Annotated in this window: 22 protein-coding genes; 14 read left to right on the top strand and 8 right to left on the bottom strand. The window is 68.7% G+C overall.

Annotation, left to right across the window (positions count from 1 at the left end; translation table 11 throughout):
• Positions 1-3 precede the first annotated feature (3 nt).
• The 5 genes from D7X32_RS06900 (at position 4) to D7X32_RS06880 (ending at position 6,156) form a co-directional block, all read left to right on the top strand.
• The gene (locus D7X32_RS06900; protein ID WP_147450051.1) at positions 4-2,133 is read left to right on the top strand and encodes a hypothetical protein; all 2,130 of its coding nucleotides are present in this window, start codon (positions 4-6) and stop codon (positions 2,131-2,133) included.
• Positions 2,127-2,954, top strand: a complete 828-nt coding sequence (locus D7X32_RS47475; RefSeq protein WP_120601703.1) for a HEAT repeat domain-containing protein — start codon at positions 2,127-2,129, stop codon at positions 2,952-2,954. The genes D7X32_RS06900 and D7X32_RS47475 overlap by 7 nt, the downstream gene beginning before the upstream one ends.
• Before the next feature lie 94 nt (positions 2,955-3,048).
• A complete protein-coding gene (locus tag D7X32_RS47470) occupies positions 3,049-4,794 on the top strand; it encodes an FAD-dependent oxidoreductase (protein WP_120601742.1) in 1,746 nt (581 codons plus the stop codon).
• A gap of 37 nt (positions 4,795-4,831) precedes the next feature.
• Complete coding sequence (locus D7X32_RS06885; protein WP_120601702.1) at positions 4,832-5,170, top strand: UBP-type zinc finger domain-containing protein; 339 nt, start codon at positions 4,832-4,834, stop codon at positions 5,168-5,170.
• Between the two features lie 143 nt (positions 5,171-5,313).
• Positions 5,314-6,156 (top strand): alpha/beta fold hydrolase, encoded by an 843-nt coding sequence (locus D7X32_RS06880; RefSeq protein ID WP_120601701.1) that lies wholly within the window; start codon positions 5,314-5,316, stop codon positions 6,154-6,156.
• Positions 6,157-6,204: 48 nt separating this feature from the next.
• Here the strand turns inward: D7X32_RS06880 and D7X32_RS06875 are convergent, their stop codons facing one another.
• Entirely contained in the window at positions 6,205-7,017 is an 813-nt protein-coding gene (locus tag D7X32_RS06875; RefSeq protein ID WP_120601700.1) for a hypothetical protein, read from the bottom strand.
• Positions 7,018-7,350: 333 nt separating this feature from the next.
• Here D7X32_RS06875 and D7X32_RS06870 point away from each other — a divergent pair, with 333 nt between their 5' ends.
• Both D7X32_RS06870 and D7X32_RS06865 read left to right on the top strand, forming a co-directional pair.
• Positions 7,351-8,169 carry a carbonic anhydrase gene (locus D7X32_RS06870; protein ID WP_120601699.1) on the top strand — a complete coding sequence of 273 codons (819 nt, stop codon included), beginning with the start codon at positions 7,351-7,353 and terminating at the stop codon, positions 8,167-8,169.
• A 186-nt stretch (positions 8,170-8,355) separates the two neighbouring features.
• Positions 8,356-10,137, top strand: coding sequence for a prolyl oligopeptidase family serine peptidase (locus tag D7X32_RS06865; RefSeq protein ID WP_120601698.1), 1,782 nt, complete (start codon positions 8,356-8,358; stop codon positions 10,135-10,137).
• 30 nt (positions 10,138-10,167) lie between these two features.
• On the opposite strand, the gene D7X32_RS06860 is transcribed toward D7X32_RS06865, so the two are convergent.
• A complete protein-coding gene (locus tag D7X32_RS06860; RefSeq protein WP_120601697.1) occupies positions 10,168-10,560 on the bottom strand; it encodes a hypothetical protein in 393 nt (130 codons plus the stop codon).
• Between the two features lie 165 nt (positions 10,561-10,725).
• Here D7X32_RS06860 and D7X32_RS06855 point away from each other — a divergent pair, with 165 nt between their 5' ends.
• Entirely contained in the window at positions 10,726-10,929 is a 204-nt protein-coding gene (locus D7X32_RS06855) for a hypothetical protein (protein ID WP_120601696.1), read from the top strand.
• Between the two features lie 23 nt (positions 10,930-10,952).
• Here D7X32_RS06855 and D7X32_RS06850 read toward each other — a convergent pair whose 3' ends face one another.
• The 3 genes from D7X32_RS06850 to D7X32_RS06840 form a co-directional block, all read right to left on the bottom strand.
• Positions 10,953-11,519 (bottom strand): ester cyclase, encoded by a 567-nt coding sequence (locus D7X32_RS06850; RefSeq protein WP_120601695.1) that lies wholly within the window; start codon positions 11,517-11,519, stop codon positions 10,953-10,955.
• Between the two features lie 220 nt (positions 11,520-11,739).
• Positions 11,740-12,084: a hypothetical protein gene (locus D7X32_RS06845; protein WP_120601694.1), complete on the bottom strand. Its 345-nt coding sequence runs from the start codon at positions 12,082-12,084 to the stop codon at positions 11,740-11,742.
• A complete protein-coding gene (locus D7X32_RS06840; protein WP_120601693.1) occupies positions 12,081-12,917 on the bottom strand; it encodes a DUF2092 domain-containing protein in 837 nt (278 codons plus the stop codon). The genes D7X32_RS06845 and D7X32_RS06840 overlap by 4 nt, the downstream gene beginning before the upstream one ends.
• A 312-nt stretch (positions 12,918-13,229) precedes the next feature.
• Between D7X32_RS06840 and D7X32_RS06835 the strand changes: the two genes are divergently transcribed.
• Complete coding sequence (locus tag D7X32_RS06835) at positions 13,230-14,051, top strand: TIGR02452 family protein (RefSeq protein WP_120601692.1); 822 nt, start codon at positions 13,230-13,232, stop codon at positions 14,049-14,051.
• Between the two features lie 97 nt (positions 14,052-14,148).
• On the opposite strand, the gene D7X32_RS06830 is transcribed toward D7X32_RS06835, so the two are convergent.
• Both D7X32_RS06830 and D7X32_RS06825 read right to left on the bottom strand, forming a co-directional pair.
• On the bottom strand, positions 14,149-15,114 hold the full coding sequence (locus D7X32_RS06830) for a M91 family zinc metallopeptidase (protein WP_120601691.1): 966 nt from the start codon (positions 15,112-15,114) through the stop codon (positions 14,149-14,151).
• Positions 15,115-15,350: 236 nt separating this feature from the next.
• Entirely contained in the window at positions 15,351-16,823 is a 1,473-nt protein-coding gene (locus D7X32_RS06825; RefSeq protein ID WP_147450050.1) for an ELWxxDGT repeat protein, read from the bottom strand.
• Between the two features lie 529 nt (positions 16,824-17,352).
• Between D7X32_RS06825 and D7X32_RS44865 the strand changes: the two genes are divergently transcribed.
• The 3 genes from D7X32_RS44865 (at position 17,353) to D7X32_RS06815 (ending at position 20,977) form a co-directional block, all read left to right on the top strand.
• Complete coding sequence (locus D7X32_RS44865; protein WP_147450049.1) at positions 17,353-17,832, top strand: hypothetical protein; 480 nt, start codon at positions 17,353-17,355, stop codon at positions 17,830-17,832.
• A 110-nt stretch (positions 17,833-17,942) separates the two neighbouring features.
• Positions 17,943-19,655 carry a phosphatidylinositol-specific phospholipase C domain-containing protein gene (locus D7X32_RS06820; protein WP_120601689.1) on the top strand — a complete coding sequence of 571 codons (1,713 nt, stop codon included), beginning with the start codon at positions 17,943-17,945 and terminating at the stop codon, positions 19,653-19,655.
• Between the two features lie 101 nt (positions 19,656-19,756).
• Positions 19,757-20,977 carry a CapA family protein gene (locus D7X32_RS06815; RefSeq protein ID WP_208752340.1) on the top strand — a complete coding sequence of 407 codons (1,221 nt, stop codon included), beginning with the start codon at positions 19,757-19,759 and terminating at the stop codon, positions 20,975-20,977.
• Positions 20,978-21,184: 207 nt separating this feature from the next.
• Here the strand turns inward: D7X32_RS06815 and D7X32_RS06805 are convergent, their stop codons facing one another.
• Positions 21,185-22,486, bottom strand: coding sequence for a serine protease (locus D7X32_RS06805; RefSeq protein WP_120601687.1), 1,302 nt, complete (start codon positions 22,484-22,486; stop codon positions 21,185-21,187).
• Between the two features lie 332 nt (positions 22,487-22,818).
• Between D7X32_RS06805 and D7X32_RS06800 the strand changes: the two genes are divergently transcribed.
• On the top strand, positions 22,819-24,390 hold the full coding sequence (locus tag D7X32_RS06800; protein WP_120601686.1) for a serine hydrolase: 1,572 nt from the start codon (positions 22,819-22,821) through the stop codon (positions 24,388-24,390).
• A gap of 221 nt (positions 24,391-24,611) precedes the next feature.
• Positions 24,612-26,306, top strand: coding sequence for a hypothetical protein (locus D7X32_RS06795; RefSeq protein WP_208752339.1), 1,695 nt, complete (start codon positions 24,612-24,614; stop codon positions 26,304-26,306).
• The last annotated feature ends 102 nt before the right edge of the window (positions 26,307-26,408 follow it).

The raw sequence follows: 26,408 nt of genomic DNA, 5'->3' as shown, positions 1-26,408 counted from the left end.
CGCATGTACACCTGTCCGGAGTGCAAGGAGTTCTCGAGTCCGTTCCCCGGGAAATGCGTGGACTGCAAGGCGCCGCTCCTGGCCGCCCCGAAGCCTTCGGTGGAAGGCAATCCCTGGGTGCCCCGGTCAGCCATCGATGACAAGCAGAAGGACGGGGACCAGGAGCAGTTCAGCATCCTCTGGGCCGCGTACGAGTGCATCGTCCACAAGGGCCGGGAGGTGGGGTCGGAAGGCTTCGAGGCGGACCGGAAGCAGTTCGCGCGGGAATCCCGGGCCCTGCCCACGAAGACGAAGGAAGAGGTGGCGCTCAAGAAGGGCCGGGTCGAGGACCTGCTCAAGGCGCTCACCAAGGAGCTGGGTGGGGAGCATGGCCAGTTCCTCATCAACCTGGCGATGCTCGGTTACCGGACCTCGGGTGGCGGGCGGGCCCGCAAGGTGTCCAACCTGCTCCGGAGCCTGGAGGACGGGGGAGGCACGGCGGACGTGTACCTGCGGCCCTTCGAGGATCCGCTCCCGTTCGTCCTCCGGGGACTGCTGGGAATCATCCAGACCCGGGGCCTGGCGCTCCCGGGCAATCAGGACCTGCTCGCCTTCCAGGCGGGTGACCCCTCCGGGAAGTACGTCCCCCCGAGCCGCTTCACGGCGAGCTTCCCGCTGACCCTGACGGAGAGCCACGAATCCCCGCCGCTGCGCACGCTCAGCGACCCTCGCTTTCCCAGCGGAGGAGGTGGCTCCCAGGACTCGCGCATCAAATACTCATACATGGGTTCATTCGGGTTCTCCGAGCCGTCCTATACGTCGTGGAAGGCGGAAGGGGGCGGCCCCGAATACGACGGCACCCGTCTGTCATTGGGCGCGTATTCCCTGGATGAAACCTACCTCCTCCACCTGCTGGGGCTGCTGAGGCAGGCGCTGGCGACGGAGTCGGAGCACCGGAAGGGCTACAAGGGATATGGCGGCGTCCGGATCCGCCACGTGGAGGCGCTGCTGGCGGTCGCGAAGAAGAGCGGCCACGCGCTGGCCCTCGCCTGGGTCCGGCAACTGGCGGAGGTCGCCAACGTGCTGGCCCATGCCGCGGGGAAGAAAGCGGGACAGGACGGCCAGGCGGGGCTGGCGGCCTTCTTCCGCTTCGTGCAGGGCCGCATCCACCGGCGGGCAATGAAGCTGGACATCCTGAAGGCCCGGTCCGGCGACCTCAGCGCCTTCGACTACATCTGGGTGTTGGAGTCCTCCCTGTGGGAGCTGGCCTTCATGGGCGCGACCTGCCTGACCCTGACGGAGCTCCAGGCCGCGCTGGGGTCGCTGCCGGAGCTGGCGAGCCACTGGAAGCCCTCCGTGGGGACCGACGAGACGGCCCTCCACGAGGTCCTCCAGAACGTTCCCACGGGCGAGCTTCCCCAGGACTTCAACCGCATCTACGCGCCCACGGGCATGGGCGCCGGGAAGATCCTGAGCGAGACCCTCCTGAAGATGAACTACCAGGTCCACGAGGTCACCCCGAGCCCGGACACCCTGGACCCCTTCGTTCCCTACTTCGAGTTCTACATGGGGGGCTTCCTCAACGAGCCCGACGTTCCCATGGGGATGGTGGCGGGCACGCAGGTCTGGGTGAACCTGTCGGACAGCCTGCACACGAAGCTGCTGAAGCCGGGGCTCCAGGCGCCGAACCCGGGCTCGGTCATCGCCGGAATGCTGACGCAGTACCTGGGCGCGCTGGGCGTGGACGACAGCGTCCCCATGCTGCTGGTGGTGGACTTCACCAAGTTCGGCGGGGAGATGCCGAACAGCCAGCTCTATCCCATCCTGGCGCAACTGGCCTGCGCGCTGCTCAAGGACGCGAGCGTCCAGCACGTGGTCTTCCTGCGCTCGAACCTGAAGTTCAACACAGGGCCGCTGGACCGCTATCAGTCCGGGGAAATCCTCGTCTATCGCCAGGGACCGGGAAACCTCCTCATGCGGCTGCGGACGCGGATGAACAACGCGTTCGTGAAAGGCGTGGACGCCATGTCCTCGGTGGACATCGTGAGGGCCTGGGGCCTGGATGGGGAATACGTCCCGCTCATGAAGAAGGTGTACCTGCTCTCGGACGCCATCAGCTCCTGGCGCTGGGCGAGATACGTGGCCGAATGGTGACCCCCACCGATGACCTCTCCACCGACGAGCTGTTCGCCCTCACGCTCCAGGGTGATGAGGAAGACCCGGGCGCGTGGCGCGCCATCTGGCAACTGCACCACCGCGGCGGGGAGGACGTCTTCCAGCGGGCCGCCGCGTGGCTCCAGTCCTCCTCCCCGAAGGAGCGGGGCCGCGGCGCGAACGTCCTGTCACAACTGGAGTTCCGGCACCGGCTCCCGGAGCGCGTCGCCCGCTTCACGGATGTCCTCCTGCCGGCGCTCGCGAAGGAGCAGGACGCCGCCGTGCTGGAGGCGATGGCCGCGGCCCTGGGCCACCTGGGCGATCCCCGCTCGGTGCCCGCGCTCCTTCCCCTGAAGGACCACCCGGACGCCCACGTCCGCTTCGGCGTCGTCATGGGGCTGTCGCAGCACCGGGACGCCCAGGCGCTCCAGGCATTGATCCAGCTCTCCCGCGATCCCGACGAGACCGTGCGCGAGTGGGCCACGTTCACGCTCGGCTCCCAGGCGCGGGAGGTGGACACGCCGGAGCTGCGCGAGGCGCTGGTGGACCGGCTCTCCGAAGCCCACCCGAAGATTCGCGGGGAGGCGCTCCTGGGGCTGGCCTTGCGCAAGGACGCGCGCGCCCTCGAGCCGCTGCGGCGCGTGCTGGAGGGGGGCGTGGTCACGACGCTGGACGTGGAGGCGGCCCAGGCGCTGGAGGACGTGTCGTTGCTGCCGCTGCTCCTGGAGCACCGGGAGGGCTTCGACGCGGAGGAAGCGGACCCCGAGTTCCTCGCGGTCCTCTTCGAGGCCATCCAGTCCCTGGAGTCGCTCCCCCGGTGACGGCGGTGTCGTGGAGAGCGGGCGGCCGGCCGGTGGAACGCCCGGCCGGGTTCATGTCGTCCGCGTGTCCCATGCCCATTCATTGGGCACGGTCATGATTCCCGCTCCCCTGCCTCCGAACCTCGAGTCGCGCCGTTCTCAGATGTTCCCCGTGCTGGACGCCCGGGACCTCGAGCGCATGCAGCGCTTCGGTGAGGTCCGGCGCTTTGGCGATGGAGCGTGCATCTTCGCCGCCGGGCAACCGAGCCCCGGGATGCTCGTGCTCACCCAGGGCAGCGTGGCCCTCTCCCGGCGCGATGGCCTGGGGAACTCGATTCTCATCGTGGAGGAGGGCCCGGGACAGTTCCTCGGTGAGGTGGCCCAGCTCTCCGGACGCCCTTCGCTCGTCGACGCTCACGCGGTGGGGGAGGTGGAGGCGCTGGTCATCCCCCCGCACCGGCTGCGTGCGCTGCTCGTGGCGGAGGCGGACCTCGGCGAGCGCATCATGCGCGCCCTCATCCTGCGCCGCGTGGGCCTGCTCGAGACAGGCGCCGGTGGACCCGTCCTGGTGGGCCCTTCCGAGGGCGCGGGCAGGGTTCGCCTGGAGGGCTTCCTCACGCGCAATGGCCACCCGTACCGCGCGCTGGATCCGGCGCAGGGGGGCGAGGCGGTCTCGCTGCTCGAGCGCTACTCGCCACGCGCGGAGGAGCTCCCGCTCGTGGTGTGCCCCGATGGCTCGGTCCTGAAGAACCCCTCGGAGAGCGCCCTGGCCCGAGCGCTCGGCCTGCTCCCGGAGGGGGCCTTCGAGACGCAATATGATGTCGCCGTGGTGGGCGCGGGTCCCGCGGGGCTCGCCACCGCCGTGTACGCGGCCTCCGAGGGGCTGCGGGTGCTCGTCCTGGATCAACGGGCCTTCGGCGGACAGGCGGGCGCGAGCGCGCGCATCGAGAACTATCTGGGTTTCCCCACGGGCATCACCGGCCAGGCGCTGACCGCGCGCGCCTATGTGCAGGCGCAGAAGTTCGGAGTGGAGATGGCCATCCCGGCGGAGGTTGCCTCCCTGCACTGCGCGGCCCCTGGCGCGCCGCTCACGCTGGAGCTGACCGATGGGCGGAAGGTGCGCACGCGGACCGTGGTGGTGGCCAGCGGCGCCCGCTACCGCCGTCCCGCGCTCGCGAACCTCGCCCGGTTCGAGGGCCGTGGGGTCTTCTACTGGGCCAGCCCCATCGAGGCGCGCATGTGCGACGGCGAGGAGGTCGTGCTCGTCGGCGGTGGCAACTCCGCGGGCCAGGCCGCCGTGTTCCTCGCGAACCACGCGCGTCGGGTCCGCGTGCTGGTGCGCGGCCGGGAGCTCGCCGCGAGCATGTCCAGCTACCTCGTCGAGCGCCTGGCCGCGTCGCCTCGCATCGAGCAGGTGATGGAGACGGAGGTGGTGGAGCTGGCGGGCTCGGACGAGCGCGGCCTGCGGCGCGTGCGCTGGCGGCACCGGCCCAGCGGGCGGGAGGAGGAGCACGACGTGCACCACCTCTTCCTCTTCATCGGGGCGGACCCAGCCACGGAGTGGCTCGAGGGCTGCGGTGTGGCGCTGGACGCGAAGGGTTTCGTGCGCACGGGCACGACGCTCGGCGAGGCGCCGCTCCATGCGGAGACCTGGGAGGCCATCGGGCGGGCGCCGTTCGCGTTCGAGACGAGCCTGCCTGGCGTGTTCGCCATCGGCGATGCGCGCTCGGACTCCGTCAAGCGGGTGGGCGCGGCGATAGGCGAGGGCGCGGCCGTGGTGGCGCAGCTGCATGCCTGTCTGGCCTCCGCCCCCACGCGCGTTGCCACGGGCCCCCTCGCATCCCCATGTTCGACACCATGAAGCCATCGGACAGATGGCCCAACACGGAGCGCGAGCCATGAAGAAGGTCTGTTCCCACCTGGAAGCGACCGAGCATCGCCGGACGGCTCCCGTCCATCCCAGCGGCCACGGATGCGTGGAGTGTCTGAAGGACGGAGGGGACTGGCTCCACCTCCGGATGTGCCTGTCCTGCGGGCACGTGGGCTGCTGCGACGACTCGCCGTCACGTCACGCGACCCAGCACTTCCACGCCAGCGCCCACCCGGTCATGAAGTCGTTCGAGCCCGGGGAGGACTGGGCCTGGTGCTTCGTGGACGAGCAGTTCCTCGAGCGGATCCCCACCTTCCCAGGTGAATCACCGCCGGTGCACTACTCGGCACCCATGAGCGCGCCCTAGGCCCCAGGCCTCGGGCGCCAGCGCGCCTTTCTTGAGCATTCGAGGACACGCGGCCGGCCCACCAGGGCTTGGACCGCGGTCCGCGTTGGCACGTCCAGGGACGCCGCCCACCCTCAGGGCGACTCGAATCCTCGGAGGGGCCCATGGATGCTCAGCGCTTCACGCAACGGAACCTGCGCCGGTGGGGCCTGCTCTGCGCCCTCGGGGCACTGCTGGTGGCTTGCACGCCTTCACCCAACGCCGTTGCCGGCAGTGACGAGCAGCCGGCCGACGCTTGTGACAAGCCCACGGTCGTCCTCGTCCACGGCGCATTCGCGGATGCATCCGGTTGGGCTGGCGTGATCGCGCACCTGCAGCATGAGGGCTACACGGTCTACGCGTTCGCGAACCCCTTGCGCAGCATCGCCGGGGACGCGGAGTACCTGCGGTCCTTCCTGAGCACCCTCACCGGCCCCGTCGTGCTGGTCGGCCACTCCTATGGCGGCGCGGTCATCACGAACGCGGCCACCGGGAACCCGAACGTGAAGGCGCTCGTGTACGTCGCCGCGTACGCGCTCGACGAGGGAGAGACCCTCCTGGCCGCCAACGCGCTCGGCGGGGGCCAATCCGAGCTCGGCGACCACCTCGTCCTGCGCCCCTTCCCCGGGGCCGCGACCGGGGATGCCGACGGCTACATCGACCCGGCCTTCTTCCGCCAGCTCTTCGCGGGCGACCTCTCCGAGATGGACGCGGCGGTGCTCGCCGCCAGCCAACGCCCGGCCGCCGCCGCCATCTTCGCGAACCCCTCCGGCCCGCCCGCGTGGAAGGACCTCCCGTCCTGGTATCTGATCGCCAGCGACGACCACACCATCCCGCCCGAGGCCCAGCGTGTCATGGCCAAGCGCGCTGGCGCCCAGGACGTCGAAATCCCAAGCTCCCACGTCGCGATGATCAGCCACCCGGACGTCGTGACGGAGCTGATCGGCGAAGCCGCCGGGTGCCGTTGAGGACTGGCGGGGCCGTGTCATCCCGACCACGGCCCCTGAGCCATCAGCCTACTGGCACGACGCCGGATACGACGGGGTGACGACGGTCTGTCCCGTCTGCGTGAGGGTCAGGACGGTGCCCTCCGTGGCACCCGTCACGGCCTTCGCCGTGGCGGTGAAGCCGGTCGTTCCGTTCAGCGTGACCTTGTAGATGAACCGGCAGCCTCCCACCCAGGACGCGTCCGGCACGGACGCGCGGGTGCCATTCGGACAGCCCTCCGGCACGAAGCCGATCGCCGTCAGGTTGGTGGAGTACTGGTCCTTCTCCGCGAAGTACGACTGCTCCACCACGTGGATGTAGCCCATGTTGAACCGGGCCTCCCGCAGCTGGGCCTCGCAGGTGAAGGACTGCTGCGACTGGCACTCCGCGGAGTCCACGTAGCGGCGCACCCCCTGGCGCTCCAGCCAGAAGAGGCGGCCGGAGACGGGGTGGGTGCCAATCTGGAGCGTGATGCCCGCGGACGCCGTCCCCGCCACTCCCTGCGCCACCGCCGTGAAGCTCGGCGACGGATGCGGCGTGATGCCCGTGACCTTGTAGGAGAAATTGCACCCGGACACCCAGCCCGCTCCCGGTGAGGGGGCGCGGCTGCCGTTCGGACACGCCGCGGGCGCGAAACCGGCGCTGGCGAGGGTCAGGGTGAAGACATCGTACTCCCCGAAATACCCCAACTCCGCCGAGTAGATGGACCGCATCTCGCGGATGGCCTCGCACTCCACCGTGCCGCAGTCCACCGGCGTCCCCACGTCCGCCCAGGCGGTCGCGGACACCCCGGCCACTCCCATGCACACCACGGCCAGCCACTGCTTCAGGTTCTGCTTCATCAGGCGTGAGCTCCTGCTCGGGAAAAAGTCGCGCGTTGGACACGCGCGCCCTGCCGCCGGTTCCGTCTTCGCCGAATGGGTCCGCGTGAGGTGGAGGGCTCTCCTGGCGGAGGTGTCTGCCATTGCCCGTCGCGTTGTTGCTTCTCCGTGACAAAGCCGATTAATTAGAAATAATTAGAAATCTGTACTTTGTGGAATTTTCAAGGCACAACGTACGCCGCGTTCGTCCGGCCCTGCCCGAGGCCCTCCGAGCGTGAGCCGCGGGGTGTCCCTGGATGGATGCCAGGGATGCCCTGCTTGCGTTTGACGCCTGCATCAAAGGACTCCACACCCATGTTGCTCTCCCGCACCGACTCCGTGCGTGCCCTTCGGGGCGCGCTGCTGTCCTCCCTGTTGCTTGCCCCGAGTGCCTTCGCCGACGAGGGGGCCCGCGCCTCCATCGCGACGAGCAGCGATGAGGCGCACTGGGGCTACGACCAGACCCTGAGCCCGGAGCACTGGGGCGAGCTGCCGGGCGACGCGGTCTGCGCGCAGGGCGTGGCGCAGTCGCCCATCGCGCTGGTGACGGCGGGGGCCGCCCACCCGCACCTGGACGCTCCCAGCTTCCACTACGCCACCAGCCGCGTGCGCATGCTCAACACGGGGCACACGGTGCAGTTCACCTACGACAGCGGCAGCACCGTCCGGGTGGGCGCCAACGAGTACAAGCTGGCGCAGTTCCACTTCCACACGCCCAGCGAGCACACGAAGGACGGCGTGGAGTACCCGCTGGAACTGCACCTGGTGCACACGGACGCGAACGGAACGCCCGCCCTGGTCGTCGGGGTCCTCATCGAGGAAGGCGCGGTGAACGCGGCGCTGTTCACGGCCTTCCGGAACCTGCCTCGGCACATGGGGGAGGAGAGCGCGCCCGCGGGGGCGCTGCTCAACGCGAGCGCGCTGCTGCCGCACGACAAGGCGTTCTTCCAGTACGCGGGTTCACTCACCACGCCCCCGTGCACCCAGGGGCTCCAGTGGTACGTGATGAAGCAGCCCATCCAGATGTCCGACGCGCAGATCGCCGCGTTCGAGCGGCTGCCGCACCTCAACCCGAACAACCGCCCCCTGCAGCCGCTGAACGGGCGCACCGTCAGCGTGCACTCCGGGCGCTGAGGGCCAGGCCTGGCGCCGGTCCGTTCCCTGGGACGGGCCGGCGGTGGCTTGAGGCGCTGCCCCGCAACTTCCCGCCGTGCCGGGTGTTGCTCCTATTCATGGATTTCACGCATTTTGCGTGAGGCCTGAAACGCGTGGCGAGCCGGCTGTCGTCCTACCGGCTCGGCCCCGCACGGAGGCGACGGCATGAAGGCAGGGCGTACCCAGAGGGTTTTCGCGTGGGGTTTCGGCGTGGTGGCGGCGTGGCTCACGGGGTGTGGAGGTGGCTCGGACGTGGAGGTTCCGGCCCCGGCGGCCTCCGCGCGCGGGCTGGCCTCGGCCTGTCCGGCGGGGCTGCCTGGCGGGCCGCTGGTGCCGGACGGGACGACCGCGTCCACCTGCGCCGACGCCACGGCGACCCCGCTGACGTTGACGTATGCCAGCGGTGAGGGGCACCAACTGGACCTGTACCGGCCGGCGACAGGCAGCGGCCCGTTCCCGACGGTGGTGTGGATCCACGGCGGCGGCTGGCTCGGAGGGTCGCGGCTGGACGTGAATCAGGCCCGGCGGCTGGTGTGCCGGGGCTACGCGGTGGCGTCCATCGACTACCGGCTGAGTGACGTCGCGGTGTTCCCGGCGCAGCTCCACGACGTGAAGGCGGCCATCCGGTTCCTGCGCGCCAACGCGGCGGCCCACGGCCTGGACCCGTCGCGCTTCGCCGCATTTGGCAGCTCGGCTGGCGGCCACCTGGCGGCACTGGCGGGAACGAGCCGCGGCGTCGCGGGGCTGGAAGACCCATTGCAGGGCAATGCGGGCGTGTCCAGCGCGGTGCAGGCGGTGGTGGACTGGTACGGCCCCACGGACTTCGCGCGGATGGACTCGCAGCTCCTGGCGCGAGGCTGTGGCCCGGGCTCGGCGCGGCACAGCCAACCGGACTCGCCGGAGAGCCAGCTCGTAGGCTGCACGGTGGGAGACGCCAGCTGCCAGGGGGCGGTGGCGCTGGCCAGTCCGGTCACCCACGTGGGCGCTGGGGATCCGCCCATGCTCGTCCTGCACGGGGACCAGGACTGCACCGTCCCTGGAGAGCAGAGCCTGCTGCTGGCGTCCGCCATGGAGACCGCGGGCCGCTGCGTCGTCCAGCGTGACGTGGTGGGCGCGGGCCACGGCGGGGCAGGGTGGGTGAGCACGCCGGTGCAGGACGCCACCGCTGGCTTCCTGGACGCGGTGCTGAAGCCCGCGGTCGCGCCCTCGACGCCGGAGGCGGTGTGTTCGAGGTTCCAGGTCGCCGGCAATCCGGCGGCCAGCACGGGCGCGACCTGGACCTATGACTCCGTGGACCAGGGCGTGCACTACGTGCTCAAGGGCATCGTGTTCAAGCCGGCGACGGGGACGGGGCCCTTCCCGGCGGTGGTGATCAGCCACGGCAAGGGCGGCACGGCGCGGGGCTACTCGGCGAACGTGGCCCGGACGATGGTGGGCTGGGGACTGGTGGCCATGGGCACGACGTACACGCACGCGGCCGACGCCGCGGGCACCCTGCCCGAGGGGGACGAGGGCGCCTCCGAGGAGAACGTGCTGCGGGCGCACAAGGCGCGCGATCTGCTGTCCTGCGTGGGCAACGTCGACTTCACCCGGGTGGCCGCGCACGGCCACAGCATGGGCGGCTTCGTCACGGGCCAGTTGCTGGGGACCCACCCGGCGGACTTCCGGGCCGCGTCACACACGGCGGGAGGGGTGAGCGCGGGGCCCAACTCCACGCGGCCGGACGCGGCTGGGAACATCACCACGCCGTACCAGCTCCACCATGGAGACGCGGACACGGTGGTTCCCCTCTCCCAGGACCAGACGCTGAAGTCCATCCTCGCCGCGAACGGAACGCCCAACGCGCTGTATGTCTATGCGGGCTACACGCATGACCAGATTCCCTTCGACACCACGATGCTCTCGCGCGTGAGGACGTGGTACCGCCAGCACGGCGTCCTCCCTTGATTCAGGGAGGACCCGAGGCTTGAGGCGGCGCTAGTAATAGAGCCAGCGGTAGCCCGAGGTCACCGAGCCCGAGCACAGCAGCGAGTCCGGCCTCTGGGTCGTGGGGTTGCAGCAGGCCTTGGTCGCGTTCGGGGTCGTGCACTTCTGGTTCGAGTACAGGTTGCACGACGGCAGTCCGCCGCACGAGGACGCGCACCCTTTGAACACTCCGTCGCACGTCACGCCCTGGTTGTCGGTCGACGAGCAGGTGGTGCCCGTACAGGAGACCGACGATCCCCCGGCGCAGGTCGCCGTACAGGTGCCGAACTGGGACACCGTCCGCGCTTCGGCCTCGGGGCCCATCGTGTCTTCAAGGGCCGGGCCTCCGCACCCCAGGAGGGAAAGGCCGACCAACGTCACCATCGCTGCAAGAGAAAGCTTCATGGGGAAATCCCTGGGAGTCCTTCGGGTGGACTTCAAACCCTATCACGGGGGAACCCCCGTGGAGCAGGGCCCAGGGCGTGACTGCGGCTCCACCCCGGAATTCCACCGAAGTGGCGCGCGGAGGCGTTACCGTCCCGCCACACCCATGGAGGGGAGCTGGATCGCATGACACGAAAGAAGGCGGCGAGGGCCATGCTCTTCATCGCCGCCGGCGTTGCCTTGGTGTTGGGGGGACTGCTGGTGTACGTGTTCCTGTTCGACACCGCCTCGCTGCCATGCGACTCGGTTGTGTGCGACCTGAGCTGTTGGGTGACGCAGCGCCGGCCCAGCGACAAGTGCATGTATGGCGAGTGCTTCTGCCTCTATTGAGGCGGCTTCGCCCGGTCAGCGCGTCAGGGGGCCAGGCCGATCTGCTGCATGTACGACTGGTTGTCCCAGAAGAGGTACTCCTCGGTCATGACGCCGTCCTTCCAGTGGCTGACGGTGTTCATGATCAGCTTGAAGGACTTGCCGGTGGGGGCGATGGAGGAGCCGTCCGGCAGAGGCATGGGCTGGGTGAAGGTGCCCTCCATGATGCCGACGACGCTGGTCCACTCGCCGGAGCCCAGCTTGATGGGGTGCACCTCGATGCGGGTGTCCGGCGCGTAGACGAACATCGCCTTCAGGTCCGCGATGTGCACGTCGATGCCCTGCGTCTGATGGCCGTCCGGCCAGTGGACGATGACGTCCTGCGCGTGGCTGTGCTGGAGCCGGCCCCAGTCCTGGTGGGTGAACACGTCGAAGTCCAGCGTGTCGAACGTGGCCAGGTGCGCGGCCTCCTGCGTTTCCTCCTGCTGGTAGCGCTCCAGCTCCTCCTCCGCGCTGGAGCAGGCGATGGGGCCCCCCAGTCCCAGGGCCAGCCAGGCGGTGGCGGTGCGGAGGACGGAGGAGGACTTCCAGGACGGCGTCAGGGTCTTCATGGTGCGTTCCTTCCAGCGGGCGGCGCGAACTTGGTTCCGCGCGGCTCCGGGGTCTGGAACGCAAGATGCCGTTGTTGCCCTGTCGCAACCAGACTGCGACCGGACACTTCATTGTTGCCAGAATGGAACGAAGCGCTGGAGTCCCTTGCGCGTCAGGTTCAGCTTGGCCGGGGGGCGCGAAGAGGAGCCCCCGGGCCGCGTGCTCACCTGAACGCCGGGACTACTCGGCGACGTAGACGAGGCTCTCCCCCTGGTAGTAGGGGCGGTAGCGGACGCCGCCGCACTGCTGGTAGGTGATGCCGCTCACCGCCGAGGCCACGCAGCCCGCGGGGAGCGCCGTGACGGTTTGCGCGCCCGCCGGCACCGCCGCCACCACGGCCGTGCTCGTGCCGCCGTAATAGGCGTCATGACGGGTGGCCGTGCGTCGCGAGGTGCGCCGCGCCACCCGGCGCGACGTGCCGTAATTCTGGGCCAGGGCCACCTCCGGGAGCATCTCTCCCAGGAAGAAGAGCCCCAGCAACATCGCCGCCGCCCGCTGGCGGGGCCTGCGCCCGTGCAACCTCATTTCGAGCCTCCTTGCTGCGCCCCGCCCTGCGAGTCCGGTGCGACGAACGACACGCGCACTGCATCGCGTGGGGGAGTGAACTGGAACTGCTCCTGGGTGAGCTGGGGCGCCAGGTTCCATTCGGACAGGCTCACCGAGTACTGCGGCGATCCCGGCAGGTCCCGGGAGGTGATGACGTACTTGCGTGGCAGGGGCCGGGGGCCGTCCTCGACCCACAACTCCCAGTCCACACCGTCGCTGTTGCGGAACGCCAGGTGGTGCACGGGCACGCCGTTCACCATGGAGCGGCCGAGATAGCTCCCGGAGCACACGTCCTCGGTGAGGGCGGCGTAGGGGTTGCTGACGAGGAGGTCCGCCCCGGGCGTATCCAATCCGAGCTGGTGCGAGGCCATGTCCATCGTTGCATCCAGGGTGGAGGGGGCTGGCGTCGTCGCATAGGCGTTGGCGCGCTCGCCATGCAGGGTGAACTGCCGGCCGTCGTAGAAGAGGTGAAGTTTGGCCAGGTCTCCGGTGCGGTCCACGCGGAGCCGGTTGGGCCGCTGCAGGCGCACGTCGCCCGAGCGCTGCATCTGGACCTTCTGCCCCGAGCCGAGCACTTCATCGAGCGTCCCCTCGGTGCGGACGGTGAACTCACGCTGCGCGGACAGGAAGTCGCTCATCTGGCGCAGGATGCGCCGCGCCTGGGGGTCGACTTGAGCGGCGGGCTCGGTGGACTCGGTAGGTGCTTTCGCCTGCTGCGCGCCCCCGAGCAGGGGGGTCGTTCCCAGGAGGAGGGCGAGCAGGGGCCCCCCCCACCTTTTCCTCGGCCATCTGCTGCTACCTGTGTCTGTCATGAGCACCTCCTGGGGCGCGAGAAATGCCCCGGACGCCGGGCCGCTTCGCCACACGTCTTCGGCCGTTGTCTCAGGACGTTGGGGGTGGGGCCACCGGGCACAAAGACTCACCGGTTCGACCGCCGAGCCGTCTGGTGGCCCATGGATGTCCGCCTTGGCGCCGAGCCCGGCGCGCCGGCGAAAGCATGCTCCGGCGGCTGCCCCCTGCGAGTCGCCACCGGCCGCATGTCAGGTCCACCTGTCAGTCTTCGTGTTGTATGTACACGAAGGCGGCCGGGCAGATCCCGGCAACAGCCAGCCAGGGAGAGTGACATGTCGCTGAAGGGGGTCGCGCAGGAGACGGTGGGAATCGTGGAGCGGGGCGAGTACGTGGCGCCATCCGGGCGGCCCGTGCGGTTCCGGGAGCAGGTGGAGTACGCACTGCACGGGACGGTGCTCTACCGGCCTGGCGACTTCGCGCGGCTGCCCCGGCCCCAGCCTCGCGCGGGAGGTGCCGCGCTTCGCATCGAGGTCACGCCAGAGAAGACGGGCGCCGCGTCGCGCCGGTGGGTGGAGGCGGAAGGGGTGGCGGACGTCGTCGCGCTCAACTTCGCGTCCGCGAAGAATCCAGGCGGCGGCTTCCTGGGCGGAGCGAAGGCGCAGGAGGAGGACCTGGCGCGCTGCTCGGCGCTCTACCCGTGCCTGCTCACGCAGCGCGAGTACTACGCCGCCAACCGCGCGGAGTCCTCACCGCTGTACACGGACCACGTCATCTATTCGCCACGGGTGCCGTTCTTCCGCGACGAGGGGCTCACGCTGCTGGAGAAGCCCTTTGGCGTGTCCGTCATCACCGCGCCCGCGCCCAACGCAGGCTCGGCGGTACAGAACGCACCGCACCTGCTGCCCCGCATGCGCGAGGTGCTGCACGCGCGGGCCGTCAAGGTGCTCCAGGTGGCGGCGCACCACGGGTACCGCCACCTGGTGCTGGGCGCGTGGGGCTGCGGCGCCTTCCGCAACGACCCGCACGACGCGGCGGACGCCTTCGCCCGCGCCCTGGACGCGTTCCCCGGCGTCTTCGAGCGCGTGGTGTTCGCGGTGTGGGAGCGGGGAGGGGACGGGCCCAACCTGCGGGCCTTCCGCGAGCGGTTCGCGTGAGCTCCGCGCCGCCCGGAGCACATGGGTGTGGCCAGCCGGGTTCGACCCGAGGCTCATCGCCACGCAGCCCGCGTGCGCGTGGTTGAACCCCGGGGGCTCACTTCTCCAGGTCGCCGACGATCTTCTGGAAGGGCGACGGCTGGCCGGACAGCTTCTGGAAGAAGTTCCGGGCGTCGGTGCCCTCGTCGTAGTTCTTGAAGGCCACGTCGTTGCTGTTGTTCCCGTCGGGCTTCAGGCCCGAGTAGTCCTGGCGGGACGGCAGGCCGTGCTCGGCGCGGATGGCGTTCTCGGTCGGGTTGTTCGTCTTGTTCGGCGTGGGGCGCAGGCCGATGGTCTCGAACTCCTCCCGCAGGCGCAGGCGGTCGTCGACGGTCTCCTTCATGTCGGTCGAGTGCGACGGGTACTTCTTGAAGACATCCGCGTCGCTGTGCTTGCTGGCCGCCAGGGGGCTCACCTGGACGCCGTTGGACGCGCGCCACGCGTGGACCGACTCGTGGCCCAGGCTGTTGAAGCGCTGGCCGCCGCCGTTCTCGTTGTACTTCACGTCGCTGGCCGTGCCGGCGCCGGGCTGGCCGTCGTAGCGGTACGCCGGGCGGGTGGACGACAGGGTGCCGTCGTTGCGGGGCACATGCGAGTTGGGCAGCGCTGAGTTGCGGCCCGAGTAGACATCCATCGCCGTCAGCGGCTTGCTCTGCGTGCCCGTGGCGCCGGGGTTCACGGCCTGGGTGCGGCCGTTGATGTCGTTCAGCATCTGGTTGCCCACGGGCTTGCTCGTGAGGCGGTTGGTGGAGTTGCGCACGTCCTGCGTGAAGTCCGCGAACTGCGCGCCGGACTGGCCGCTGTCACGGCGGGTCCGGATGCCCTGGAGCTTGGGGTCCACCACGCCGTAGTCGGTGGGCTTGAGGTTGTTCTTGCCATCCTGCAACTGCGCGGGCGTCGCCAGGGGCTTCGGCTTCGCGGTCTCCGGCCTGGCCGGCAGGCTGTCGCTGCGCGGGCGGGAGGTGGAGGAGCTGGGGCCGGACGAGAAGGAAGGCTTGGAGAACGAAGAGGAGCGCAGCTTCATGGGAGGGCCTCGGGAGTGGTGTGCAGCGACGGACCACCCCTACTGCACCCCGCGTGCCCACCATTTCACGGCCCTTGGCCGGCCTGCCCTTCATGGATTCCAGGGGGTTACGTCGAAGCGAGGGCCGCGGCCCTGGTGACTGGAGTCGGGGGCCTGATGTCTGGAGTCATCAGGCCCCGACCCATTCCTGCCCGTGGCTCCGGAGGCCCAAGCCAAAACCTCCGGAAGCCCTGCCGCTATCTCCGGACTCCGGCGAGGCACGCCTCCGGTGGCCGGAAGGCCAGCGCCCACAGCTCCGGGCCCGTGGCGCCATCGTTCGCCACGAAGAAGAGGTCCCAGCCCGAGCGGATGAACCGGCCTGGCGAGGAGGACGCCGGCCCTGGCGCGATTTCAACCAGGGGCGTGGCGGTGGGGGAGGAGGTGGCCTCGTCGTGCATCCACGGCTCACGCCCCCGGCCCGTCGTGTTGGCGCTGAAGAAGAGCCGCGTCCCGTGGCCCATCAGGCCCTCCGGCGAGGAGCTCCTGGCTCCCGGTGCGACGTCGTGGATCAGGGCGGTCGTGGTGCCGTCGCTCCGCCACAGCTCCCGGCCGTTCACCCCGTTGTCAGCGGTGAAGAACAGGCGGCCCTGGAAGACGGTCAGCTCTCGCGGCTCCGAACCCAAGGCACCCAGCCGGATGTCCTTGAAGAGCTTCGTGCCCGCCACGGTGCCGTCGCTCCGCCACAGCTCGTCACCCGCGTAGTCCGGAGGCTCGTATGCGCCCGGCCCGGAGGCGAAGTAGAGCCGCCCTCCGAAGGCGACCAGGTCATGCGGTGCTTGGGGGAACGTGAGCAGCTCGCGCGTGCCCGCGGGCGTGCCATCCGTCACGTTGAGGCTCGACTCCGGCTCGTCGTTGTTCTGGACGAAGAAGAGCCGGTTGCCTACCGCCGTCATATCGCTGATGGAGTTGTCCTCGGGAGCATCCACCAGATGGACGAACCCACTGGCCATCCCGTCCGTCCTCACCAGGGAGAAGCCGTACTCGTCATCTCCACTGAAGTAATAGCGGATGTAGAGGAAGTTGCCCGCCGTGGCGAGCGCGTAGCCGGACCCCGTCGTGCCCGCCGGAAGCAGGCCGCCCAGCCGTGCCGTCCCAGCGGACGTCCCATCGGTGCGCCACAGGTCCTCGCCGTTCACCCCGTTGTCCGCGGTGAAGTAGAGCTTCCCCCCGAATACCGTCAGGTTGTCGGGTGAGGAGCCCAGGGCCCCCGGCCGCAGGTCCAACACCCGTGTCGTTCCAGCGGACGTCCCGTCTGTCTTCCACAGTTCGCGGCCGGTCACGCCGTCGTCCGCGGTGAAGAAGGTGGTGCCGCCCAGCTGCGTGAAGAACATCGGATCCGAACCCGGCGCCCCCGCGCGAATGTCCTTCCCCAGCCTCGTGCCTGAACGCTCGCCCGAGCTGAACCAGGGCTCGCGACCATTCACGCCGTTGTCCGCGGAGAAGACGAGCACGCTGGTGCTCTTGGTCAGCTCCGCCGGCGCCGAACCCACAGGCCCCGGGCGGATGTCCTTCACGCGATCCGCCGCATTTCCGCAGGGCACCCAGGGGTCCGCGGCCGCCACGACCTCCGAGGCCGTGGCCTCCAGGGTCGCGGAGTCTTCCTCCACCAGGGCCCCTCCGCATCCCGTCAGCGCCAGCGCCGACACCGTTGCCCCCAGAAGGACTGACATCCTGCGAACGCGTCTACCCATGACCCCAACTCCTTGCATGCGGACCGCGGCCTTCGCGGTCGTGACTGGCGGGGGAAGTTGGCCAAGGCTTTGCGGAAGACAAGTCGTGCCCGGGTCTGACGCGAGCGTCCGTTCCGATGGGCTGACGGCACGGCGGACCTGACGCGGGCGCGTGCATCGATTGCAGGGCAGGGGACTTCTGAAGAAGCCCTCTTCCGGGTGCAATGCTCCCCCATGCGCAACCCGTCGAAAATCATCCCAGTCGTGGCTGTCTTTTTAGTGGGCCTGCTCCTGGGGGGGCCGCCGCCGCGCATGATTCGCCCTACCGGCAGCTTGCCTATGGGCGGCCTGCTGGCCTGGGACGCCGCCGTGGACGGCCAACTACACGTTCACCACGCAGGGCTCGAACTTCGACACCGTCCTGGAAGTCCGTCCCTACAACAACACCATCCAGTCGTTCGGATGCAACGACGATTCGAATGGCATGCTCCAATCTTCGGTCACTACCCAGCTGTCCGCGGGACAGAAGGTGTTCATCATCGTCGACGGCTATTGGAATTATTGCGGCGGAGCGAAAGTCAACATCTCCTCGGATGTGCACATGCTCTTCGGGGGCATGTATGGCTACCGCCAGGGTGGAACCTATGTGAACCCCTATACAGGTTCAGACTCCTGTCCCTCGGGCTATGCCCCATACCAGCTGCTGTGGACTGCCTACATCGATCATCCCCTGTTCTTCTGTGGTCGCTTCGCGGATGGAACCACTGAACCGATCGCGGATTTCGCAGGAATGTTTGGCTGGCACGCAAACGGAGCCTATGCCAATCCCATAACGGGTACGACATCCTGCCCGCCCGGATATCTGAACCAGCCCACTTATGGTTCACCCAATGAAGACCATGCGGTCCATTTCTGCCACCGCCCGCATGTCGCCGGAACACAAGGGCGATATCGCTTTGGAGGAGTGAAATGCCCGGCGCCCGCGAGGGTTGGCCGGGCTTTTCCGTGAAGTACGAAGCCACTGGGGGTCCGCGTCCATTCCTGCTTAGGTCCCGGACAACAGTGCATACTTCGCGTGTGGCTGCCTTCACCCCAAGCATCATCCTCCCCCGAGGCCTCATGTCCCACCGGACGTTTCCTGCCCCCCGGCCGCGCAACGCGGCGGCGGTGCTCTTCCTCGCGCTGCTCGTGACCACCCCCGCTGCCGCCCGTGGGCGCTACTACAACCACTTCGGCAGCATCGAAACGAGTCATCCCGACTGGTTGAGCTGGATGCCCGGCTCGGCGAGCCTCGCTTCCCTGTCGCTGCCGGGGACCCATGACTCCATGGCGTTCACCTCGACGGGCGGAGACCTCACCCAGACCCAATCCCTGAGCCTGAGGGCCCAGCTGGACGCGGGGCTCCGGGCCTTGGACATCCGGTGCCGCCACATTGGCGACCGGTTCGCCATCCACCATGGCGTCGTCTACCTGAACGCCAACTTCGACGACGTGTTGACGACCACCACCCAGTTCCTGCGCGACCACCCCGGCGAAACCATCCTCATGCGGGTGAAGGAGGAGCACACCCCGGACGGCAATAGCCGGAGCTTCCAGCAGACCTTCGAGTGGTATCGCAACCAGCCCGCCTACAGCCCCTATGTCTGGCGAGGCACCCATGTGCCCACGCTCGGGGAGGTGCGCGGCAAGATTGTCATCCTGGACAACTTCGGCGGTGGAGCCTACGGCGTGAACTGGGGTTCGCTGGCCCTCCAGGATGACTGGACCGTGTCCACGATCTTCGACATCGACAACAAGTGGGACAAGGTCCGGGACCACCTGGGGCGGACGAACGCGGGGACCCCTCCCACGCTGTATGTGAACTTCCTCAGTGGCTCCTCCGTGGCGGCCTTTCCCAACGTGGTGGCCGGAGGCGATGGGATGGCCATCCGGGGCGTCAATGACTACGCCATCGACCACCTGGTGGGCGGCAACGTCCAGCGCGCGGGCGTCTTGATGATGGACTTCCCGGGAGCGGGGCTGATTGACGCCATCCTGGCCCTCAACTACCGGCTGCTCCCCTCCGCCAGCATCCTGCCTGGCGATTTCGGCACCGCCTTCCGGAACATCTCCTACACCCTGGGCGGCGACGCCCAGGCCCGCTGGTATGGCATCCATGCGTTTCTCCAGAATGCCGCCCCGGGGCGCCTCTGGCATGCCCTGGCATTGAAGGGAAGCTGGGCGGGTTGGATGCACACGGATGGAAGCTACGTCCAATCCGACACCATGGATGACTACACGCACCTCGCCTTCACCTCGCGGACGGTGACGAGCGCGGTGAGCAACGGCTTCCTGGGCAGCTTCGTGAACTCCCAGCTCGGAGCCCTCTCGGGTGGAACGGGCGACCGCGCCGTGCAGTTGCATGGCCGGGTGAGCTCACGCTTCCCCTTCCAGCTCTGGAGCGTGGTGGTGAAGAGGTCACCCGGGGGACTCAGCAACTGGGCGTACTCGGACTACGGGACCGGCCACAAGGTCACGCAGGGGGATTACACATACGCCGTCCAGGCCTACTCCGCCGCGGATGGGGTGTACCTCTACGAGCACGGCCAGTTCGAAGGCAACATCCTGCATCTCACCTCCGGCGTCGGCTTCCTGGGCGACCTGGGCTTCGATGACATCCTGTCCTCCGTGAGGATCCTCGGCCCCTATCGCGCGACCCTCTGCGAACACCCCTCGCGGACGGGCAGGTGCCTCAGCACCACCCAGAGCGTGGGCGACATCAACTCCGTCGCGGGAGGCCCCTGGAATGATCAGATCTCCTCGGCGGGGATCGACTTCGTCGGAGTCCGCTGAGCCTTGCAGGAGTCTCCAGGTTCAAGACGATGAGCAGCCGCGGCCCCCTCCTCTGGTAGAAGGCACGAGGAACGCCTACGAGCAGGATGCAGGGGTGAACCGTGGCCTCGAACAACATCGCTCAGCCCGGTGGATCCGGGCTGTCGATCCTCGCTGTGGGCGATGTCTTCGTGGACCGCGACGACCCGGCGACGGCCTTCCACTCCGCCCGCGACGTCCTGCGCTCCGGTGACGTCGTCTTCGGCAACTGCGAGGGCGTCTTCAGCGACGACATCCAGCGTGCCCCCAGCGCCGGCTCGACGGTCACGGCGCCCGCGGCGAACGCCGCCCCCTTGGCCAAGGCGGGCTTCGACATCATGTCATTGGCCAACAACCACAGTCTCGACGGGGGACATGCCGCGCTGCTGTCCATGCGCCGGACACTGGCCGGCCTGGACATCGCCACGGTGGGCGCGGGCGCGAATCTCGCGGAGGCCACCGCGCCCGGGTATCTCGAGCGCAATGGAACACGGCTGGCCTTTCTGGCTTTCAGCTCTGTGTTTCCCTACGGCTATGAGGCGCGCCCGGGTGTCCCCGGCCTGGCTCCCTTCCGTGCACACACCCGATACACTCCCGTGGATCTGAACGCATGGAATCCGGGCATGGCCCCCGTGGTGAGCACCGAGCCGCTGGTCGAGGATCAGAAGGCGTTCATCGACAGCCTCACCGAAGCACGCGCGAAGGCAGACATCGTCGTCGTCAGCTTCCACTGGGGTGACTCCACCGTGCCGTTCTCGCTGACCGACCACGAACGACGGACGGCCAGGCTGGCCATCGACCACGGGGCCGACGTCGTCGTGGGCCACCATCATCACATGCTCCGCGGTGTCGAGTTCCATTCCGGAAGACCCATCTTCTACGGTCTGGGACACTATGTGTTCGACCTGCCGAACCTCGCTGAGCGCCTCGCGAGAGACGGTTACCTGGGCGTGGGACGGCCGGAAGAGATGGCGGCATGGGCCCGCAAGTTCGGCGAGTACATGATTCGCCCGCGGGAGGGCTACCCACTGCTGCCGTTTCACCCGGATTCCAGGCTGACCGGCGCGGCGGTGATCCACATCGCACCGTCCGGGCGCATCTCCGCCGGCTTCCTGCCCGCGATCATCAATCCGGCCAACGAGCCGATGCACGTGTCCGCGGACAGTGACGAAGGCAGGCGGGTGGTCGCCTATCTCGAACGCTGCTGCGCGGCCGAACAGCTTCCTACACGGCTGGTCGCCCCTCGGCCCGACTCCGGACTGCCCACCTCGTGCATCGAGTTCGTCTCGACCTCAACCGGCTGAGCCGATGCGTGCCTGTCATCAACGCCGTCATCTGGCGCGTGAAGACAGGCGCGCAGTGGCGAGAGCTGCCCGAGAGGAGGTCGAGCCGCGGCAGCACGAGGTGCAGCGCCCGGTCCCGCGCGAATGACCTTCGCGGCCATCCTGCGAGGAACTTGAGCCCGGCGCGGGCGGTGACGGGCACCACCGCCCGCGCCGGTCCTTCTGGGACTACTGGACGGTGTACGACACCGTGCCGCCGCAGCTCCCGGTGGAGTAGCAGCCGGCGCGGATCTGGTAGGTGCCTGCCGTCGTGGCCGTGAAGCTCGCGTAGGACAGCGTGCCGCAGGCGTCGTCGTTCGAGGTCACCTGGGTGGTGCCGTTGTACAGGCGCAGGTATGTGTCACCCGTACCGGACGAGCCCGGCACCGTGCAGGTTCCGAACTTGAGGGTCTGCCCGGCGGCCAGGGTGACGTTCTGGTTGACGGTGTTCTGGTTGGCGCTGTTGGTGTTGGTGGCGGTGAAGGTGAACGTCACCGGCGTCGGGGGCGGCGGGTAGCCCGCGCACAGGCGCGTGCTGGTCGCCACCGAGCAGTACTCGTCAATGGCCGGACGCACGTAGGTGATGTCCTCGCCGCGGCAGCCCGTCTCCGTACAGGTGTTGACGACGCTGCAGCTCCCGTTGGTCTTGTAGTCGGTCTCGCCGCGCACCAGGATGCCGGCCACCGTGTAGCCGCTGTTCTCGTACACGCCCGAGCCCGAGTTGCCGCCGAACGTGTCCGTGGTGGCCACGAAGTAGTCCAGCGTGCCCGCGCGCGCGTCACGCACCGAGCCGCCCGAGTCGATCTTGAAGGGAATGCCGCTGCCCGAGCCGATGACCGTCACGTTGGTGCCCACGGCCAGCGCGGCGTTGCCCGCGCGAATGGGAGCGGGCGTGAAGCGCGGGGTGGCCGGCCGGTCCAGCCGGACAATGGCGAAGTCCAGGTTGCGCCCGCCCACCGTGGCCTGCTGGCGCGCGACAATCGCCTGGCAGGAGAAGATGTCCGCGGTCGTCACCGTCTGCATGCTGCCAGCGGCGGGGCGGTAGAAGTTGAAGACGAAGCGCGTGCTGCCGCAGGCCGACGCGCTGGTGATGCAGTGGCCCGCCGTGAGCACCAGGTCGTCGTCGATGAGCGTGCCGGAGCAGAAGGCCGGGGTCAGGTCGTCCAGGAAGCGCTCGGAGGTGCAGAGGTTGTACGCGGAGCGCAGCGTGGACGCGTTGAAGGTGACGTTGTTGGGGTTGGTCGCGTTGAAGTCCGAAGGGCTCATCAGCGCGACGGTGGACTGCTGCGCGCGGGCGCGCAGCGTGGCGTTCGCGTGCGCGTACACGTCCGTGCGGTTGTCGGTCCCGTAGACGACGGGCTGCTTCTCCGTGCCCAGGGGAGCGTTGTCAGTGGGCTCAGCCTCCGGGGCCGGGCCGCAAGCCACGAGGGAAAGGGTACACAGCAGCGTTCCGAGCAGCGTCCTACGGCCGGAAGTCCGGGGGATTCGCATGTGCTGAACACTCCTTGAGGGTGATGACCGCCCGCCTGGGGGCGAGCAGTGGGCCGCATGCTCGCGTCAACCATGCACTTTCCGCAATGTGTCCTTAACGCGGAGTCACTGTTGTCCCCGGAGTCCCGTCAGAACACGAGGGGAATGAAAGACGCGATATAGGGAAGGGAGTGCACAATTCCTGCGGGAATGGACTCCGCTCCCATCTTGCGTGAAGCGGATGGCGGTCTTTGATCCTCCAGACATCGAAGCCCTTGAAGGGGGGCGGACCGGCAATCGAAAGGAGAGGCTGTCGTACACCTCGCGTCCCACTCTCTTCCATCGGTGAATCCATGCGTCGTCCCCTGTTCCGCCTCGTGCTCGCGGCCGTCCTGTTCGGCTCGGGAGGTGTGGCCCTCGCGGCGGAAGGAACGAAGAAGCCCGCCACGCAATGGCTGGCGAGCCCCGCCCAGGCGGCCCGCGCGGCGCGAGTGGAGGCGGGCCTGGCCCCGATCGTCATCGAAGGCGAGGCGCCCCAGAGCCTGACGCTCCCGCAGTGGATGGCGCTGTACCGGATTCCCGGATTGAGCATCGCCGTCTTCGACAAGCACGCCATCGTCTGGTCCAGGACCTATGGCGTGAAGGAGGCCGGCGGCACGGAGCCCGTCACCCTGGAGACGCTGTTCCAGGCGGGTTCCATCAGCAAGCCGGTGACGGCCCTGGCGGCGCTGCACTTCGTCGAGGCGGGCAGGTGGTCGCTCGACGAGAACATCAACGACAGGCTTCGCTCGTGGAAGCTCCCCGAGAACGACTTCACGAAGGAGCAGAAGGTGACCCTGCGCCGGCTGCTCAGCCACAGCGCGGGGACGACCGTGCATGGCTTCCCCGGGTACGCCGTCGACGCTCCCGTGCCCACGCTGGTGCAGGTGCTGGACGGCGCGGCGCCCGCGAACACCGGCCCGGTACGCGTCGATATCGTTCCCGGCACGAAGACGCGCTACAGCGGCGGCGGCACGTCCATCGTCCAGTTGATGATGGTGGATCAGCTCCAGAAGCCGTTCCCCCAGCTCATGCGCGAGACGGTGCTGAAGCCGCTCGGCATGAGCAGCAGTTCCTACGAGCAGCCCCTGCCTCCGGACCTTGCCGCCAGGACGGCGACCGGGACGTACGCCAGCGGGAAGAGCGTCGCGGGGCGCTGGCACGTGTACCCGGAGATGGCCGCGGCCGGACTGTGGACCACGCCGTCCGACCTCGCGCGGGTCGCGCTCGAGGTGTCCAGTGCGACGGCGGGGAAGTCCAAGCGCGTGCTGTCACAGGCGATGACGAAGCAGATGCTGACGCAGCAGTCGGAGCGGTTCGGGCTGGGCTTCCAGGTGGAACCGGGCACCAGCCAATTCCGTCATGGAGGCTCGGATGAAGGCTTCCAGGCCGCGTTCATGGCCTTCAGTGACACGGGCAGTGGAGTGGTCGTCATGGCCAACTCCGACAACGGCTTCCTGCTCTTCGACCGTCTCATCGCCAGCGTGGCGGCGGAGTATGCCTGGACCGGGTTCAAGCCCGAGCCTGTGTCGCCGTCCGCCCAGGTGGATATGCTCATGCGGCTCAAGGGCGTCGACACCGCGCTCGCCTGGTACATCGCGAAGCATCGCGAGGGCCTGAAGGGCCTGGAGTCGGGGCAGCTGAATCAGCTCGGCTACCGGCTGCTGGCGGACAGCAAGGGCGCGGACGCGGTGCGGGTGTTCGAAACGAACGTGAAGCTCTTCCCGACGGATGCGAATGCCTACGACAGCCTGGGCGAAGCACAGCTCCAACTGGGCCTGAAGGAAGAGGCCATCGCGAGCTACAGGAAATCGCTCGCGCTGGATGCCGGGAATGCCAATGCCGTGAAGGTCCTCGGGAAGCTCGGCGTGCCCACCGGGAAGTGAGCGCGGGGCCTCACCAGCGAAAAGGAGTGCCACATGTTGATGTCGGCCCGCATGACCCGGAGCACGCCTCCGCGTCTTGAGCGGACGCAAAAGCTTGCGGCGGGAACGCACTCCTCCGCGTGACGTGGCGCATCGCAGGCGGAGGCCGTGCTTCCTCGGTGGGTGGCTTGCGTCGTGCAATGCCGAGCGGTGGGACACGACGCCCCGAACCGAGGAATGCCATGGCTCAGAAGAAGACCGCCTCGCCCAAGGGGTTTCGCATCGAACGCGGCAAGCACCTCCTCACGATGGTCGCCCTGGGGTTGCTCACTGCCTGCTCCAGGGGTGGGACGGTCCCGGTGGAGCGCGTGCCGCCGGCGGTCTACGTGCCGCAGGCCGTCTATTGTTCCGCGGCGGGGCCGCAACCCGGGGGCTCGCCGCTCTGCCCGGTCATCCCGGGCAACATCGGACCGGATCCGGCCATCGACCAGTCCGTCGCGTACAACGGCATCATCGGCCAGCTGCCGACCTCCGCGAAGAACGACCCGCAGACCCCGTTCGACAACCTCTCCTGGCAGACCTTCATCGCGCTGAACTGGGCCCAGGGACAGCAGAACTCGCCAGCGGGTCAGGGGTTGCAGGGCAACGGGCTCCGGGTGTGGCAGGGCTGGCCTCGGGTCTCGGACGTGTTTGGCAATGCACCGGTGGTCGCGGCCTGCGACACGCCCGCGGGGATGCCTGTCTTCGTGATTGGCTCGGACGGCCAGGGCAACCCGGAAGCGCACAACGAGGAGTACATCCAGGCCGCCACGGGCGAGCCCGCCATCGACGTCTCCGGCAACTGGACGATCTACGAGCGGCGGCTCAACGGCGTGGAGGTCACCTACCTCAAGGCGCCGGGCGGAAACACGAGCTGGAACCTGACCACCCAGCAGGGCCAGCAGAACCTCATCAAGGGAGGGGGCGCGGTGGATTTCCCCGCCGTGGGTGACCAGGGCGCCGCCACGGGGGCCATTGAGATCAAGGCGGCGTGGCGGGTGCTCGACCCGGCCCGGCACGCGGAGAACCAGAAGCGCTTCTATGTCGTCACGGCGATGCTGACCGTGGCGCCCGACCTGGTGCGCGCCAGCTCCGGGGCGGCGGCGTCCGCGCCCATCTGCGCCACCGTCGACCTGGGGCTCGTCGCCATGCACATCATCCAGAAGAACCCCGTCACCCAGAACGCGCTGAAGCCCGAGTGGTTCTGGACCACCTTCGAGCACGTCGACAACGTGCCGATGGCCTCCCAGCCGTGCGACCCGACGTCCCCGGGCACCTGCGCGGCGTTCAACCAGCTCGACTGTCCGGTGCTCCAGGCGCCGCCGGGAACGAACTACTCGTATTTCAACCCGCAATGCCTGTCACCCGACTGCAAGACCAACCAGCCGCCCACGGCCTCGGCGGGCGGGCACTTCTACTGGAATCCCACACAGCCCTTCGCCAAGGCCTATCAGGTCACGGCCAAAAGCCAGGGGAAGACGGTCACCGTTGGCACGCAGATCTCCCGCTGCTGGAACGTCTATCCCCTGACGCAGCAGCTCAACGTGCAGTGGCGCGCGCAGCTCGCGCGGATCGGCTCGGTGTTCCAGAACTACATGCTGGTGGGCACGCAGTGGGGCGCGAGCCTCACCGATACCCCGAACCCGCGCGTGCCCAGCAACGCCGTGCCGAGCTATCTCTCCAACTCCGTGGTGGAGACCTACCTGCAGACCTTCTACGACCCCAAGAACCCCTTCAACACGGGCTCGTGCGTGTCCTGTCATGCGGCCGCGACGCTGGCGGAGGGGAACAACGTTCCCTCCAACCTGAGCTTCCTGCCAGGGCTCGCCCAACCCGTGGTGCTGCGCCGGCCGCCCGTGGGCGTGGCGGGGCACGAGGACGAGATCCGGCGCGAGTAGGGACGACAAGGTCTTGGCCGCATGACACGGCGTGCGCACGAGGGGCGCATGCCTCACGGGAGGGACTCCTCGCGGAGCGACCGGCTCCTGGGGCGGCACACC

It is taken from the genome of Corallococcus carmarthensis (genome assembly GCF_003611695.1).
In the GTDB taxonomy this organism is placed as follows: Bacteria; Myxococcota; Myxococcia; order Myxococcales; family Myxococcaceae; genus Corallococcus; species Corallococcus carmarthensis.
This window is presented reverse-complemented; position numbering and strand designations above follow the sequence as displayed.